Source organism: Paenibacillus cineris (assembly GCF_018333335.1).
In the GTDB taxonomy this organism is placed as follows: Bacteria; Bacillota; Bacilli; order Paenibacillales; family Paenibacillaceae; genus Paenibacillus_AQ; species Paenibacillus_AQ favisporus.
This window is the reverse complement of record NZ_BORU01000001.1, coordinates 2600797-2617568: the sequence shown is the minus strand read 5'-3', so window position 1 is coordinate 2617568 and position 16772 is coordinate 2600797. Positions and strand designations below refer to the sequence as shown.

General features: G+C 51.9%; 15 protein-coding genes. 4 read left to right on the top strand and 11 right to left on the bottom strand.

Annotated elements, in window-relative coordinates; genetic code table 11:
- Positions 1-93: 93 nt before the first annotated feature.
- From KI379_RS12280 to KI379_RS12260, 5 genes are all read right to left on the bottom strand, one after another.
- Positions 94-1602, bottom strand: coding sequence for an ABC transporter substrate-binding protein (locus KI379_RS12280; RefSeq protein ID WP_089547240.1), 1509 nt, complete (start codon positions 1600-1602; stop codon positions 94-96).
- A gap of 39 nt (positions 1603-1641) precedes the next feature.
- A complete protein-coding gene (locus KI379_RS12275; protein ID WP_212983724.1) occupies positions 1642-2526 on the bottom strand; it encodes a carbohydrate ABC transporter permease in 885 nt (294 codons plus the stop codon).
- A 15-nt stretch (positions 2527-2541) separates the two neighbouring features.
- Entirely contained in the window at positions 2542-3576 is a 1035-nt protein-coding gene (locus KI379_RS12270) for an ABC transporter permease (RefSeq protein WP_145133685.1), read from the bottom strand.
- A 221-nt stretch (positions 3577-3797) separates the two neighbouring features.
- A complete protein-coding gene (locus tag KI379_RS12265) occupies positions 3798-6107 on the bottom strand; it encodes a helix-turn-helix domain-containing protein (RefSeq protein WP_212983723.1) in 2310 nt (769 codons plus the stop codon).
- A 62-nt stretch (positions 6108-6169) separates the two neighbouring features.
- Complete coding sequence (locus tag KI379_RS12260; RefSeq protein WP_212983722.1) at positions 6170-6931, bottom strand: SGNH/GDSL hydrolase family protein; 762 nt, start codon at positions 6929-6931, stop codon at positions 6170-6172.
- 133 nt (positions 6932-7064) lie between these two features.
- Here KI379_RS12260 and KI379_RS12255 point away from each other — a divergent pair, with 133 nt between their 5' ends.
- The gene (locus KI379_RS12255; RefSeq protein ID WP_212983721.1) at positions 7065-7931 is read left to right on the top strand and encodes a helix-turn-helix domain-containing protein; all 867 of its coding nucleotides are present in this window, start codon (positions 7065-7067) and stop codon (positions 7929-7931) included.
- 85 nt (positions 7932-8016) lie between these two features.
- Here KI379_RS12255 and KI379_RS12250 read toward each other — a convergent pair whose 3' ends face one another.
- The 5 genes from KI379_RS12250 to KI379_RS12230 form a co-directional block, all read right to left on the bottom strand.
- A complete protein-coding gene (locus KI379_RS12250; RefSeq protein WP_076165743.1) occupies positions 8017-8400 on the bottom strand; it encodes a YkvA family protein in 384 nt (127 codons plus the stop codon).
- Positions 8401-8685: 285 nt separating this feature from the next.
- Positions 8686-9798: a hypothetical protein gene (locus KI379_RS12245; protein WP_212983720.1), complete on the bottom strand. Its 1113-nt coding sequence runs from the start codon at positions 9796-9798 to the stop codon at positions 8686-8688.
- 100 nt (positions 9799-9898) lie between these two features.
- On the bottom strand, positions 9899-10276 hold the full coding sequence (locus KI379_RS12240) for a VOC family protein (protein ID WP_076165749.1): 378 nt from the start codon (positions 10274-10276) through the stop codon (positions 9899-9901).
- Between the two features lie 178 nt (positions 10277-10454).
- A complete protein-coding gene (locus KI379_RS12235; protein ID WP_212983719.1) occupies positions 10455-11687 on the bottom strand; it encodes an RICIN domain-containing protein in 1233 nt (410 codons plus the stop codon).
- A gap of 253 nt (positions 11688-11940) precedes the next feature.
- A complete protein-coding gene (locus tag KI379_RS12230) occupies positions 11941-12216 on the bottom strand; it encodes a hypothetical protein (RefSeq protein WP_089547232.1) in 276 nt (91 codons plus the stop codon).
- Between the two features lie 163 nt (positions 12217-12379).
- Here KI379_RS12230 and pdxR point away from each other — a divergent pair, with 163 nt between their 5' ends.
- A complete protein-coding gene (pdxR, locus tag KI379_RS12225) occupies positions 12380-13816 on the top strand; it encodes a MocR-like pyridoxine biosynthesis transcription factor PdxR (protein WP_212983718.1) in 1437 nt (478 codons plus the stop codon).
- A 48-nt stretch (positions 13817-13864) separates the two neighbouring features.
- Here the strand turns inward: pdxR and KI379_RS12220 are convergent, their stop codons facing one another.
- Positions 13865-14791, bottom strand: coding sequence for a VanW family protein (locus tag KI379_RS12220; RefSeq protein ID WP_212984705.1), 927 nt, complete (start codon positions 14789-14791; stop codon positions 13865-13867).
- Positions 14792-14975: 184 nt separating this feature from the next.
- Here KI379_RS12220 and KI379_RS12215 point away from each other — a divergent pair, with 184 nt between their 5' ends.
- On the top strand, positions 14976-15422 hold the full coding sequence (locus tag KI379_RS12215; protein ID WP_212983717.1) for a MarR family winged helix-turn-helix transcriptional regulator: 447 nt from the start codon (positions 14976-14978) through the stop codon (positions 15420-15422).
- A gap of 66 nt (positions 15423-15488) precedes the next feature.
- Positions 15489-16715, top strand: a complete 1227-nt coding sequence (locus KI379_RS12210) for an epoxide hydrolase family protein (protein WP_212983716.1) — start codon at positions 15489-15491, stop codon at positions 16713-16715.
- Positions 16716-16772 lie beyond the last annotated feature (57 nt).

Genomic DNA, 16772 nt, shown 5'->3' with positions numbered 1-16772 from the left:
CCGTTGTATGCTTCCAATGAAGCCGCCCATGACAGCAGGTTTCTCCCCGTTATCCGTGCGCCGCTTGCGCTTCTCTGCCTTTAAATGAAATTCTTACTTTTTCAACCCCTTGTCTTTCAGGAATTGTTCAAACTGTTTCTTCACCTCCTCCACATACTTATCCTCGCCCGCTTCCTTCAGCTTGCCGTAAAGCACCGGCCAGGTTTCGTCAAAATCAAGCGTCCCGGTCACAAGTCCGCGTTTGTATTCGCCCCATACCGCGTTCAGGTTGGCGATCTCCGTGCTGACCGGCTCCGAATTGAATTTGAACGCCCCGACCGGATTGATTTCGGCTGTTTCGTTGATCTTTTTCGTTTCCTCCCAGACGTTCTCCGGCTGGCCTTCCTTCAGATAAGAATTGAATACGCTGCCGAACACCCAGTCCATATTCGGTTTATATCGGGAATCCGGGAGTGCGCTAATGTATTCGCCGGACTGCTTCTCGTAATGAACGCCTTCCAGGCCGTTGCAGAGCAGATTGTACAGCTCCTTGTCGGTGTTCACGAGATTCAGCAGCATCATGGCCCGGTCCGGATTCGGCGAAGTGCGGCTGATCGATTGGTTGGTGGTCGCCGAATAACCGTTGGAGAACCAGTTGCTGAGCGGGATGATGACCACATCGTGTCCGCCGTTTCTCGCCTTGACTTCAGCTTCGACGCCCGGTTTCAGGACGATATGATAATCCACCGCGATCTTGCCTTTGAAGTCGCCCGATTTCACGGTCGCCGCATCCTTGTAAATGTAACCTTCCTTGTACCATTTGCTGGCCAGGCGGAAATTGTTCAGCTCTTCTTCCGGATAACGTTGAAGCGTATAGGTCGGGTCATCCGTCTTGATGTAGAAGTGGTCATCGAGCCCCGGCACGATCCAATATTTGTCGTCATGCACCTGCGGATTGATAAAATCAGTGCCGAAGATACCGAACGGGATCATATCCGGTTCGTTGTCCTTGATCTGCTTCAGGAACGGTTCAATGTCCTCGATCTTTTTAATCTTCGTGGTGTCCAGTTTATACTTGTCGGCAAGCTCCTTCAGCACGATAAATCCGTAGCGGGAACCGTTGATCTGCTGGTTGGGGATGCCGTAAATCTTGCCGTCGACGGACAGGCCGTCCCACATCACCTGCGGCACATCGGATTTCAGCTCCGGCGCGTATTGATTCAGCAGATCGTCAAGCGGCTGTATGGCTCCTTTGCGTACCAGCTCCTCCGGCTTCAGCATATAGCCGGTCCAGAGAATGTCGAACTTCTCGCCTGCTGCCAGCACGGTGTTCATTTTTTGCACATAGTCGCCGATAGAAACCGGCATCAGCTTGACGGTAGCGTTGATCTTTTCTTTGACGATTTTGTTGACTTCGTCCTGCACTTTCTGCTGATCGGGCTGGAGCTGGGACAGCGGATAATACCAGGTCAGCTCGACGGGTTTCAATCCGCTTTCGTTCTTCACATCCGTTGATCCGGCCGATTCTCCGCCGCCGTCCGCGCTTTTTCCTCCGCCGCATCCGGCAAGGACGGTCGCGGCCAGCAGGATAAACGCCAGCACGCCAAACCACTTTTTCTTCATCTGTGTGACCTCCTGTTTTTATAATTGCTTGCGTGTATGTTAACCCTTGAGGGAGCCAACCGTAAGCCCTTTCACAAAAAACCGCTGGAAGAACGGGAAGATGATCAGCATCGGTCCACCGGCCAGCACGGCGATCGCCATCCGGGCGGAATTGTTCGGGAAGCTCGCCAGGTCGATACCCAGCTGCGTCGCAAACTCGGTATTCGTCGTGAGAAATTCAATGCTGTTCAGCGTCCGGACCAGCAGCAGCTGCAGCGGTACCTTACCCGGATCGTCGATGTACAGCATCGCGTTAAACCAGTCGTTCCAATAAGAGAACGAGATCAGCAGGCCCAGCGTTGCCAATGCCGGCGTGGACAAAGGGAGAATGATGCGGAAGAAAATCCGGAATTCCCTCGCCCCATCCATTTTCGCCGATTCGATGATCTCAAGCGGTATCTTGGACATGAACCCTTTCATGACCATGATGTTGAACGGCGACAGCAGCACCGGCAAAATGAGTGCGAGCAGGCTGTCTTTGAGGTGCAGGTACTGGGTCATTAGAATATAGGAAGGAACGAGTCCCCCGCTGAACAGCATCGTGAAAAATACGTAAAAGGTCGTCATCCGGTTGTAACGATAATCCGGCCGGGAAATGACGTAAGCGGTCATCGCGGTCAGCAGCAGGCCGACGAGCGATCCGATCACCGTGACGGTGATCGTAACCCCGTATGCCTGGATCATCACATCCGGGGCTTCCAGCAGATAGCGGTACGCCTCCAGGCTGAACGATTTGGGGATGAATTGATAGCCGTCCCGGGACAATGCCTTCTCATCCGTAAGCGATACGGCGATGACGAGCAGAAACGGCAGCACGACTAAGACGGACAGGATGATAAACAGCAGGTTGATTAATACTTTCGACAGTTCCAATGTTTTTGTCACCTTTACGTCACCTCCTTACCATAAAGAATGGTCGGGATTGATTTTGCGCACAATGCCGTTAGCCAGCAGTACCAGTACGAAACCGACAACCGATTGGTAAAAGCCCGTTGCCGCCGACATGCTCACGTTCCCGATTTCCCGCAGCGCGCGGTACACGTAAGTATCGATAATATCGGTGGATCCATACAGGAAACCTGAGTTGTTCGGAATGAAGTAGTGCAGGCCGAAATCACCGCGGAACATGTTGCCGATGGACAAAATCAGCAGTATGATGACGAGCGGCGACAGCAGCGGAATGGTGATCTTGCGGGCCATCTGCCACTTGGTCGCCCCGTCGATCCGCGCCGCTTCGTAATATTCTCCGTTGATCCCCAAAATTCCCGCGAAATAGATGAGCGTATTGAAACCTACGGCCTTCCATAAATGAACCAGAATGAGAATGACCGGCCATGGCGCCGCGTTCTGATACCAGCTGACCGGATCCATCCCAAACGCTTGCAGCGTCCGGTTGATCAGCCCGTCCGCATGGTTCAAAAAAGCATACGCGACGTAACCGACCAGAACCCAGGACAGGAAATGCGGCAGAAACAAGGCGGTCTGATAGAACTTGCTCCATTTCTGCTTGATTTCGTTCATCAGGATCGCAAGCAGCAGTGCAGCCACGGTGGTCACCAAGATGTAGGCGGCATTGTACAGCACCGTGTTGCGCGTAATCCGCCAAGCCGTATCAGTAGAAAACAAATACCGGAAATTATCGAGTCCCACCCATTTGCTGCCGAAGATGCCCAGATCGTACCGATAATTTTTGAAGGCGATGATGAGCCCCACCATCGGAATATAGGCGAATATCAGCTTATACAATATTCCCGGCAATGAGAGCAGGAACAGCTCCCGGTTGTTACGGAAATGGCGCAGCTCCTTCCGGATGATCGATTTTTGCTTGCGCTGCTTTGGCGGCACGTCCGGCGAGGGTAGCAATCCGTTTTGTCCAGGTTCTGGTGCCACCCGTCTGTTTTCTGCGTCACCCGCCAGAGAAACCTTATTCAACATATCGTAAGCCCCTTTCCTCCTTTGCGCTCTGCCTGGTGTCAGGCTTTGCACGTCTAACGATAACGTAAAACCCTTGCTGCTGCGTACTGTACAATTGCAGGATCACTGTACTGGCGGGCTGTATAGATGCCGGATTCCTGTATTTACGGGCTTGCAGCCGCTCTTGGACATGCAAAAGACCCGCCAGGGAAACGGTTCTCCCGTGCGGGTCTTTATCAGGTTCATATGCTTTTCTCTATGGCTGATTTCAGGCGGTACTCCTTGGGTGTGGTTCCGTATCGGCGTTTGAACAAGCGGTAAAAATAGCTTTCGTTGCCGAAGCCCACCTTTTCCATAATTTCCGCTACGGTCAGCTCCTGCTGCTCCAAATACGTTCGGGCACGGGCCAGGCGGGTGGCATTAATCTGATCGACGACCGTCGTTCCTTCCTGTGCCTTGAACACCTGCCCGATGTAGACCGAGCTCATCTTCAGCATGTCGGCGATCCGCTGCACGTTGAGATCCGGATCGGCAAAATGCTTGTCGATGATTTCTTTCACGGTATCGGCAAGCAGCCTATTTTTGTCTTCACGCCCGTTCCGCCGCTGTTCGAATACCTCGCGGACGACCTCGAGCAGTACCGTTTCGATTTCATCCAACGTTTCTTTCTCGAGAATGCGCCGGTTGATGGCCTGAACGTTGACCGATACCGGGTTCAAATTGTGATGGTTCATCTCTCCCAGCGTATTGCTGAGCGTAACCGCCAGATGCAGCAGTGCAGAGTACATATTCTCGAAGCTGAATCCGCCGATCAGCTCTCTCCAGCTCCGGATCGCCTGCTCCGTCTCTTCCAGATCGCCGCTCTTTAATCCTTCCGTCAAGCGCCGCTCCAATTCCTGCGGAATGCGGAACGTATCGTTTGCCTCGCAGCTTCGGACCCGTTCCGGCTCTAGCACCGCACCTTTGCCAAAAACCATGCGGTAATTGGCGTGGCGGACAGCCAGGTTATAATGTGCCGTGATTTCGCGGTAGTCTTCAAACGGGTCGCTGAGCGTTACCGTGAAGGTAACCCGATAATATTGAAGGATGGTGTGCTGAAGCTCCCGAAAGCGGTCGGCAAGCATGGCTAGATCCCTGGATTCGCCGCCGACGATAAAGACGAGATGCCCGCTTTTCATATCTGCGGCTTCGCAGGATCCGTGTTTGTGGAGCAGTTCCTGGCCAATATTGGCTATGGCGAAATACAGCAGCGATTCTGCTTGCGATCCCTGGCCGGGGGCAAGGCTCTGTACGTCGTCAATCTGGACCAGAGCCAGCCGGAGTCTTGATGGATACGCGATATCGAGCCCGTACTGCTCCCTGATCCGCCGAAACTCCAGTTCATGTAAGCCTTCGCTGAGACCGATCAGGCTGCGCAGGTGATAGACCTTGGCGATGTTCCACTGGGATGCCCTCTCCTGCTCGAGCCCTTTCAGCTTTCCGATCATTTCCGTAACGTTGGCGGCAATGACCGACAGCTCATCCTTCGCTGGGGGAGCATCACGCCGCTGCGGCGGAACGAGCGTCAGGAGCTGCCCGACCGGTTTATACAGCCGAAGCGAAAAAAACACGGACAGCAGCACAGCCAGGACCGCAACGGACAGCGTCACGGCCATCTCGGTCCATTTCATCTGCCGGACGCTGCCGAGCACGTCGTTATAATTCTGGAGGCTGACGATTTGCCAGTTGTTCAATCCTTTGCTCAAATACGTCACCTTGTATTTATGCGAACCGTGCTTATAGATAAAAGAGTCCAGTGTACTGCCGGTAGATTGGATTCGCGGAAGCAAATCCTTTTTGACGCTCAGCCCCTCCGGCAGCAACCGGTCGTTGGAGATCAGCATGCGCCCGTCACTGTCAGTCACGAACAGCATGTCGTTCTCCCGCTCCGCGACACGATTAAGCGCTTTCACGTTATCCAGCATCCATCCCGGCTTGACGGTCAAAATCAGGACATTATCATTTACGGAACCTAAGGACGGTCCGTCATAAATGAAGAAGGCGAATACGTCGATCCCTTCATTTCCGCCGTCCAGATCCATCGGAATCAACTGGAGCTTCGGCAGGTCGCTGCGGGACGACATATAATCCCCCAGCCTTTGATACAGCAGCCTGTTGTCCATATCATGGTTGAGCGATGAGAAAAACCGGTGCTGCGCCCCGTTGTAAAAAACAGCAGCGTGGAGATACGGAGACGCTGCGACGGTCTGATTCAGCCGCTCGATCTTCAGAATGCTCTGCTTGTAATCCGCTCCGGATTTCAGTGCGATCAGCTCTTCATCGTTGTACATGGATACCGCCAGGTCCTTGACGATGCCGTTCATGTTTTCGATGTTATAGTTGATTTGGGTCAGCAGCTTGCGGTCGGCTTCGTTCTGAAGGCTGAGCACTTTGTCGCGTGCGAAGGCGTTCATAAATAGGGAGGCCACCGCCAGTGTGGCGACTACGAGCATAAAGCTGAGCAAGATCCGCTGTAAATATTTCCGCGTTCGCAGCATTTGCAGCAAGTTCATCGTACCTCTCTCCCTCCCAATTGTTGGAGTGACCTAACTATAATCCGGTTGATTTTTAGGTGTCAATCCGTTTCTTCCGCAAGCGATTTCGAAATCGCATCCACATCGGGAATAACACCGGGTGCCGCGCCGAACATTTCCTTGAGAAGCGTACGCGCCATAACCCAGTGCCCAGCACGGTTCGGATGAATACCGTCCCCCGAACGATAAGCAGGATCCAGTGCTCTGTGTTCCTTTGTATGGTCCAGCAGCGGACTGCGCAAGTCGATGATCTGGTCTGCCACATCACCCGCAGACAGAAGCCATGCGGAATATTGCTCGAGGACGCGGTCATATTCCTGGAATGGTGCGAGATAGCTGAAATCAGGTGCGCTTTCGGGCAGAAGCTCGGCGTTCATTGAGAGTGGGTCAAACGGCGGTGGCGTCATGAGCACCACCTTGGCTCCAGCCCCTCTGCTGCGTTCAACTAGACGAAATACCCCCTCTTGATAGGCAGCAAAACGATCCTCGGAGTAAGGATGGTAAATCCCGTCGTTCATACCGTAACAGGCGGCCACGATCCCGGGCGATACTGTATCCAGCGCGTTCTGAAGCCGATCGTGCACGCAGGGGCGCGGAAATGGGTGTGCCGCCTCACTGAGTCCCGACACGGTTTCGCTGGGCACACCGCATGGAACCAGCTTCATCTCCATCGTCGGCCGGTGCTGACGGAGCCAAGCTTCGGTATACCGGATATAATGACCGCTGGCCGTAATGCTGTCCCCCAGAAAAAGAATAACCGGCTTCACGGGCTGATTCGTCCTTTCATTCCACCATAAATCCATAGGTACCTCCCCATTGACATTCTATAAGCCGATGACATTTCGATCTGCCATGCGTCGGCCCGTAAACTTAATGGTAGCGCGGTACGCCGTTCTTCGCCTTGACGATGCCGACATTGTTTAGCATAATATGGACATGATGACCAGACTGTTTGCCACGGACATCGGACTCGAACCGGGATTTACGTTCCGCATCCAGAAATGTCCGCTAACGCACGAATATTTTGTACATAGCCACGATTTTTCCGAACTCGTCGTCATTTTGCAGGGCAGCGCCATTCATATCATTGAAGGGAGGGAATACTCCGTTACAGCCGGCCAGATATTCTTGATTCACAGCGGCGTATCCCATGGCTACAAAAACGTCGACGGGATTGAATACATCAACGTCATGTTCCAGCCCGAGCAGCTTCTGCAGCTGTCCGAGCTTAGGCTGCTTCCGGGCTTCCAAGCGCTCTTCTACATCGAACCATTTTACCGCAAGGAAATGAACTTCAAGGGCATGCTTACGCTGAACGAAGCGCAGCTGCAGGAAGCGACAAAGCTGCTTGACCTGATTTTAACCGAGTATGAGCTGCAGCCGCAGGGCTATCGTCTGATGATTCGCTCTTATTTTACCGCTCTGGTCGGCCTGCTCTCCCGCTATTATCAGATCGGTAGCGGACATGAAGACAACAAGGCGCTGCGGATCGGTGAAGCCGTCACTTACATTGAAGAACACTTTCTCCAGCCGATCACCCTGCACGCGATGGCCGACAAAGCCTACCTCTCCACCCGCCAGTTTCAGCGCGTCTTTACGCGCAACTATCACACCACACCGATGGATTACGTCATACGCAAGCGTCTGGACTATTCCTGCACGCTGCTTCGCTATCCAAACCTGTCCATTTCCCAGGTTGCGCTCGAAAGCGGCTTTCGGGACCAGAACTATTACGCCCGCCAGTTCCGCAAGGTGTACAACTGTACGCCATCCGAGTATCGGGAGAAGCTGCAGGATTCATAAATACGGGGGAAAAGCCATGGTTTAAGCAGGCCGATTGGGCGGGCGATCCGAATCCAGCCGAAAGGCCCTGCTGTTAATCAGCGGGTTACTTCAAACGGTTGTACAGGTAAGTTAATACCGCTGCCAGTACAGCAGCCCATAACAAAATAATCAGGACACCCGCAGCCCAATTCACCGGTTTCCCTTGGTTCATGCGAGCATCCGCTTTCTTTTTGGCATCCTCAATGACCTCACCAGGCATCATTTTTATAGCAGCCAATACTCCCAGCGGTATCAAAACCAAATCGTCCGCATAGCCAATGACAGGTATGAAGTCCGGTATTAAATCTATGGGGCTGAATGCATAGGCAACGACGCACATGGAAAACAGCTTTGCATACCACGGCGAACGTTTGTCCCGATAAGCATAATAGAGTACAAATACCTGCCTTTTTAATTGTTTGGCCCAAGCTTTCAGCTGTTCCATCATGTCTTCCATTCTCCCCTTGGCTTGTTATGGCTCATTGTATGATCTTCATATTAACTTGCTGCAAGACTTGCCTTATGTATTCTTCGCCGCCTTAAACTGACAAACCTTCCTGCACTTATTTACGATTCGACACGATGAGAAGGAGACTCTCAGCAGCAGCAGCCGTCCTCTATGCTATCATCATTTCCAGTCATACGAATTGGAATCACTGCGGGATATGTACGTTATATTTTCGTGATCATGGGCACCTGCGGAATATGGACATGAATCATTCAGCCTCAGCGATCAACGCAGCGACAGCAGGAAATCGCTGAATTCTTCGGCGTTCCGAAACCGGTTGATTTGTACTCCGCGGCTCTGAAGATGCTGCTCCAGCTGCGAATCAAGCTGTTCAACCGCCACTTTCAGGGGGATGAAATCTTCCTGATTCAGTATTCCGATTACATCTGGAAAGCCAAGTTCCTTATACAAGGTTAGCTCTTCCTCTCCGGCGCACAAAGGCGACGGCCAATACCCTTTCTCGGTGAAATAGAGAAAACGGGATACTTCTTTCTGCACGCCGACCGCCCAGAAATAGGCTGTATGGTAGTCGCTTGATTCACAAGCGCTCACCACCTTATCCATAATTCCTTTTACTTCTTCATAGAAGCCCTTCATCCGGCCAGGATAATCTGGACCGCTGACGTCTTTCTCTTTCTGCTGCAAAATGAGACGAAGCGTATCCTTGGTCAATCGTTCGCAGGCTTCCCGGATTTGAAATCCCGAACAGGAAGACAGAATCGTCTCCATCGTCTGCTCCAATGTGTCCGGTTGTATAGGGAAGTTTCGGATTTGCTCCCTGTTTTTGCCCCAGCCTTTGGTGTAGTATGTATGATTAATTAATGAAAGGCTCTCAAGGTTTAAGATCAGGATCTCTTGGGCTTCATAGCGAAAAGAAACCAGATCATCCATAGAGCTCATTTTGCTTAAGTTGTAAAGGTGTATATAAGCTTCTTTCAGCCTCGATTCGGCTTTATGGAGCCATTCCAAGCGTGCCCGGGCTTGGTCAGCAATTTTGCTGCGAAGCCGGAGAAACCGTTCATGGTCTTCTTCGGACCGCACATACAGTAGCTTGCAATCCGCGATGATCGATACATTCAGTTCTTCGAAAGCGGCGATTCTCTCCGCACGTTCCCAGCTGATCGGCCAAAAATCAAAGCTGATCCCGTTCACTACAAACTGCAAACTATGACGGAAAGCTTCCGCGTTCGCCGGTATAAAGAAAAAATCGAGATCGGAACGCTCCGTCGCCGTTCCTTGAGCGCGTGATCCATAATATCCGATCAGAGAGACGTCGTCTGGAAAATTCGTTGAGATATGTTGGACCATAAGCTCGGCTACTTCAAATGGATTGAACATCTGAAATCCTCCTTGTTCAGGGCTTGCGTTGCATACTCCCTTCTTGTGAAAAGAGCGACGGTTCGTTACCATCGCCCCTTCTTCCGCCCGTGAGCGGCCGTTATTTTTTTTCCATGACCGCAAAGTAATTCGCTTCGTCATCCGCAAAGTTAAACACCCTGCCGGTAGGCAGCTCAACGATTTCACCGACGGTGATCTGTTTATCGGTCAAATCGCGATACAACGCATCCACGTCCTCTGTGAAAAACATTAAAGAAGGCGTGCCGAGATTTAAGCCCTCGGACATCTTCGCGACAGTCTCTTTATCATGCAGTACGATGCTGGAGCCTGCATCCTTGGCCGGGGCGACTTCAATCCATCTCATGTGTTCATTGTTTTCTTCAGAAATGACACGAAAACCTAATTTCTCCGTCCAAAATTGTACCGCCTGATCCTGGTTGTTGACGTACAGCATCACTTGACCGAGCTTGTTGATCATTTGCCGTAACTCTCCTTTAATTTGAAAATAGTAGATGACAGTTCATTCATGGTCTTCTCAAATTATAGCACGCCCAGCCACCGGAGTTTCTCATCGATTGCCAAGACCTTAGCATTTGTTCAGCTTCAGACTCGTATACACAAACAAGCAGCCCATATGTGGACTGCTTGTTTGTGCCTTAATTGATTTTGGTCAAGGCCCATTTCTGGGCGTCCGTTCCGTTATCCGTCCACTGCTGAACGGCCGCGCCATCCGCCGTGGATGAACCGGACACGTCAACGACAAGTCCGTTTGCTTTGGAGACCAGCTTATAATACCCTCCGCCTACGTCGACAATGCTCCATCTTTGCGCGTTCGTCCCGTTATCATCCCACTGCTGCAGCTGGACGCCGGCTGCTGTTGACGAATTCGGCACATCCAATACTTTGCCGCTGTGCACGGCAGTAAGCTTGTAATAACCGTCACCCGTGCTTTCGATCCGGAATTGCTGGTTGCTGGCGGTATAATTCGTCCACTGCTGGATTTTAGCTCCGCTGGCCATGGACACGTCAATGACATCCATTACTTTTCCACTCGCCTTGGAGGCCAATGTATAAACTCCGTTGCTGATTGCGCTGGACTGGCCATTGTCCTGATATACACGGACGTAGTCCACGAGCATTTGAGCTGGAAACGGCGTCGAATCGTTCGGAGCCCCCGGCCAGTTGCCGCCGACCGCCAAGTTCAGGAGCAGAAAGAACGGCCGCTGAAATTCCTCGGTATTTCCGGTGCCATTCTCAATATAAAATTCATTGAACTGCTGTCCGTCAACGAACCAGCGGATATACTTTGAATCCCATTCGGCGCTGTACACATGGTATTGGGAAAAATCGAGGTTACCCGAAACTCTTCCGTATTCCGCATGCCCTCCCGCATCCCAGTGAACCGTGCCGTTAACATAAGGGTTGTTATTAACCCGCTCCATGATGTCCGTTTCCCCGCTGTACGGCCATCCGACCGTGCTGATGTTGCTGCCCAGCATCCAGAACGCCGGCCACAGCCCTTGTCCGGAAGGCAGCTTGATCCTAGCTTCTATTTTGCCATAGGTAAAGGATTTCAGGTTTTGCGTTTTGATACGTGCCGAAGTATAGTTCATTCCGCCGTATGACTCTCTTCTCGCCGTAATCACCAGATTTCCTCCGGTAACCTGCAAATTCTGCGACCGGTCCGTATAGTATTGAAGCTCGTTGTTTCCCCATCCGCCGCTGCCCGTGCCGATCTCCGGAGTCCAATTGGAACGGTTCAGTGCGGTTCCGTCAAATTCATCGCTCCACACCAGCTTCCAGTTTGGAGCCGCACTCACCTGTTTGACAGGAAATAAAGCAATCAAAAGACTGACCATGATGATTCCGCATAATCCTTTTTTCAGCATCTTGTTCCCTCCTCATCAAATTGGGAAAACGTCACAGACACTATAAGGAAAATCAGACCTGCATCATTAAAGAGCCCGCCTTTGGGTCGTTAATCACCTCGCTTTATGCATGGAATGGGACAGCGGCAGGGAAATCTAGAAGTCTCAATCTACTAAAGCAAGCGCTTACATTGCTAGTATATCCGGTTTGGATAACATTAACAACCTTTATTTATATTTATTTACAATTAATTCATCATTTACCTCTCTTTATTCACTTGATCAAAATCACAATCATGATAGCTGCCGCAACGATGCTAATTAAGTAAAAGCCTAGAAGCCTAAACCATTTTTTGCCCGTATCCTGGAAGTATTGCGGATTTTGTTCTTTATTGCTTTGGGATTGTCCAATTCTCATCGTTGCGAAGAGTCCCCATATTAATACGATCACGGCAAAAACCATCAGCCAGACCATGCTGTTCACCCGCCCGTCAAGTAGATTTGTTGCAGCTTTATTATAATCACCATCGGACGTGAACACACCAGCCATTGCAATCGTTCCCTGACCATCCATTTCACTAAATGAAACGGGCCGTGTTCATGAAAACGCAAAACTTTCAGTGAGAAAAAGACGGAAATCGTTAAGCGAATAAGATATATTGGAAAGGATGATAAAAATGTGTCGTAATTGTTGTTCGAGGAAGTGAAAACGTATGTGGGGTCTTGACCGAGAAAGTAAAAAACCATTATATCAGCAAATCGCCGACCACATCGAGCGGCGAATTTCGTTTGGGGAATTTCCGCCCGGCAGCCTGCTCCCTTCAGAAAGGAAATTGGCTGAGCAGATCGGCGTAAACCGGAGCACGGTCGTGCAAGCTTTTGCGGAACTCCGTTCGCTCGGGATCATCGAAAGCCGTTCCGGCAGCGGAACTCGGGTGAGCCAGTTTAAGTGGGGTGCTTCACCGAAACATACACCAAACTGGAACAGGTATGCAGAAGGCGGGAGCTTTCTTCCGAACCTTCCGTTTCTCCGGAGAATTCGGGAAGCTCTGAGCCAGGATCCCTCCCTGGTGGATTTTGCAAGTGGAGAACTTGCGGCCGACCTGGCCCCGACAAGCGAAATCAGTGAAATCATGAGCAGCCATCAGTACGCATCGTACTTGGGATACGACAACCCGCAGGGATATATCCCGCTCCGGCAAGCTCTGGTTCGATATTTGGCCGAATACCGCGGGCTTCAGGCGACGGAATCATCCATCCTGATTACATCCGGGTCTCAGCAGTCCTTATTTTTAATTACGCAATGCCTGCTGTCCCCTGGCGACGCCGTTGCTATAGAGGATCCATCCTATTATTATTCGCTGCCGATGTTCCAGTCGGCGGGACTGCGGATCTTCCGGCTCCCCGTAGATCAGAACGGCATGAGGCCGGAAGAAATTCGTGGACTGTACAAAAAACACCGCATCAAGATGATATTTACGAATCCGAATTTTCAAAATCCTACCGGTACGCTGCTTGCCGACGAACGGCGTCACCAGCTCCTTCAAACCGCAAGCGAGCTCGGACTGCCGATCATCGAAGACGATCCTTACAGCCTAACCGATTACGAAGGCTTACCACGCATGCCTTTAAAATCAATAGATACGTCCGGCTCTGTCATTTACATCGGATCCTTCTCCAAAATCGCCGCTTCGGGACTGCGGATCGGTTGGATGGTTGCTCCGAATTCCGTCGTGCTGAGACTGGCGGATGCCAGGCAGCAGATGGATTTTGGACTTAGCGTCATTCCCCAGCAGGTGGCGGCGCAGTTTTTGGAATCGGACTTTTTTGAGCCTCATCTCAGCCGCCTGCGGACAAATCTGATGTATAAGCGCGATCTTCTGATCGAAGCGCTGCGGAAGGAACTGCCGGGAGAGATTCAATTCCATATTCCCAAAGGGGGGCATCATTTGTGGTGCAAGCTGTCCGAGCCAGTCAATGACGCAAAGCTGCTGGAAGCAGCGATCCGGAACGGCGTCGTATTCGTGCCTGGCAGCGTGTACGGTTCGGATGCCGGATTCGTCCGGTTTACGTTTGCGCGTGCAAAATCGGAATGCATTGGACAAGGCATCGCCGGATTTGCCCGTGCGCTGCACAGCTTAAGGAATTAATTTGTTCCTTGTTTGGACTGTGAAAGCTGCTTCAAGCAAGCCTGTGGTCTAATTTTTCTTATGATGGCCGGGGCTTTGGCTTGCGGTGATGTCGCGCACCTCTTCCGGCAGTTGATGAGATATGCTGGGGACCTTTTTCGGGAAGTATTCGATCACGTCAGACGACAAAATGGACACAGCCATGCTGCCGCCGCCCGCAAACGCGCGAAGAAGGACCGGCTGGTTGTACGCGTTATCAAAAACAAAATCCGGTCCGCCCCAGCTTACGGTTGCATCTCTGCCCGATGGCACATAGGGAACGTGACGGCTGTGGGAATATCGCTGAACGATCTTCAGCCCTGCGCGATCGGCGGCATTAAACAAGGTGGAGGATACCTGACAGATGCCGCCTCCTACGCCTTCAGATAATTCGCCCCGCACAATGACGGCAGCCCGGCGGTATCCTCTGCCGGTCGTTCGTATGCCGACCACCCGGTTAAATGAGAACCGTTCACCAGGAAAGATGACCGTACCGTCAATCGCTTCGGCCGCCAGAGCAATATTATGCGAGCGGTCTCGGTTGCCGGAGTTGTAGTAAGTAATATAATAACCGATTTGCTTCGAACGCAAAGACGCGAGCAGTTCCGTATCGACCTTCGGATATACCGGGTACGTCGGAACCTCAATCGTGGCCGGCCCGCTCGTTTCGTACAGATACGCATAATATTTCATTAAAAAAGCCCTGCGGTCGAGCTTGTATCCGTTCTTCCCCTCGACAATGCGCCCCCCGGCGTCAAAACTGGCGTTGTGCGCTTCCTTATAGGTTTTCCGGTCCAGTTCGTTGACCCACGCATTATATTGTTCCTTGTCCAGTAAAGGAAACACCCCTAAGCTGTGCGCGTCGCGATTGAGCACGGAGATGGTTTTTCCTTCATGGGTGACCGTAAGCTTGTCCTGTACCTGTTCTTGATCTGCGGTCGGATTATGCAGCAGCATGAACAGGAGGCATGCCGCGGATGTCCATCTCAAGCCTCATCACTCGTTTCATCTTGGTGTTTGGAGCAGATCCTGCTTTCATCCTGCTATTATGATGCGATTCCACAAAAATCATTCACCTCCAATTCTCATCCATTCCCAATTTATATTAGACATTTATATAAGTTTCTAATATATTAGTGACATGAAACCTAAACATCTATCCAAAGAATTGGATGTCGCCGATTTTGTTCAAGTGATCGAAAATCTGACCAGGATTAATATTCGACTGCCGTCCATTGAAAAACTCAGCTTCACCGCCCTGTCGGTCCTGCACACGCTAACCCACAACAGTCCGATGCGCCTGACAGAACTGACTGCCACGGAGCAGGTAACCCAGTCGGCGATCACGCAAATTGTAATCAAGCTGGAGAGGGACGGGCTCGTGGAACGAAGATCCGATCCGCATGACGGCCGCGCTGTTCTCGTGCATATTACCCCCCAGGGAGCTAACGTGATCGATTCCCGGCGCCTGGAACGGATCGGTCGGATTGCCGGTTTTGCGGATCATCTCACGCCGGAAGAGAGACAGGCGATAGCTGACGCCATCCCGGCATTGAGACGGCTGGTCGAAATTGCTGGCGAAGCTTAGCGGATTTTTCTCGCTTGAAACGTTCACCTTTTCGTCGGCTCCAAATCACGTCAGAGGAGGATCACTATGTCCCATGCCGAATTTCCGTTTAAAGCAAGTCCCATCCATGTTTCCGAAGAGGTACTGAACGATCTGAACCGTCGTCTTACCTCCGTCAGATGGCCCCTGGATGCAGGGAACGAAGACGGTTACTACGGCGTTCGCCGCGATGAACTGAAAGCGCTCGTCGACTACTGGATTCACGAATTCGACTGGCGTAAATCCGAGCAGGCGATCAACGCCTATGAGCATTATCAAGTCCAAGTCAACGGTGTGCCTGTCCATTTTATGCGCAAGCCCGGAGTGGGGCCAAACCCGGTTCCCCTCATTTTGTCCCATGGCTGGCCATGGACGTTCTGGCATTGGTCCAAGGTGGTGGATCCGCTCGCTGACCCGAGGGCGCATGGAGGTGACCCCGCTGATGCTTTTGATGTCATCGTCCCTTCGCTGCCGGGCTTCGGCTTCTCTGCTCCGCTTCCCGACCATCCGGACATGAACTTCTGGAAGATGGCCGATCTGTGGCACACCCTCATGACGGACATGCTCGGATACGAGAAGTATGCTGCTGCCGGATGCGATGTCGGCGCGCTGGTCACCGGTCAGCTCGGGCATAAATACGGAGCCGAGCTGTATGGTATTCATATCGGTTCGGCTCTCAAATTGGACTTCTTTAACGGGGAGCGTGCCTGGGATTATGCCGGCGGACGTCCGATTCCGGAAGACCTGCCTGAGGAGATCCGGAATCAATTGTTGGAGCTGGACCGCCGCTTTGCTTCGCATCTTGCCGTGCACGTTCTGGATCCCGGCACGCTCGCTTACGGGCTCAGCGATTCACCTGTCGGCATGCTGGCCTGGATTCTTGAACGCTGGATCAAGTGGAGCGACAACAAAGGCAGCATTGAACAGGTGTTCTCCAAGGATGACCTGCTGACGCACGCCACGATTTTCTGGGTCAATAACGCCATCGAAACGTCTATGCGCGTATATGCCAATAACAACCGGTATCCTTGGGAGCCCTCCCATTCACGCCAGCCTGTTATTGAAGCACCGACCGGCATCACTTTCGTGGGATACGAAAATCCACCGGGGGTGACGACCGATCAACGCGTGGAGCATTTTCTCAAGACTGACCGCGCAGCGTGGTATAACCACGTCAATATTACTGCCCACGAAGAAGGAGGCCACTTTATACCGTGGGAAGTGCCGGAGCTGTGGGTTCAAGATTTACGGCGGACCTTTCACGGCCGCCGGTAACGGAAGAAGGACCACCCTTAGCGGGTGGTCCTTCTCTTAGGATTTAAATAGGATAGG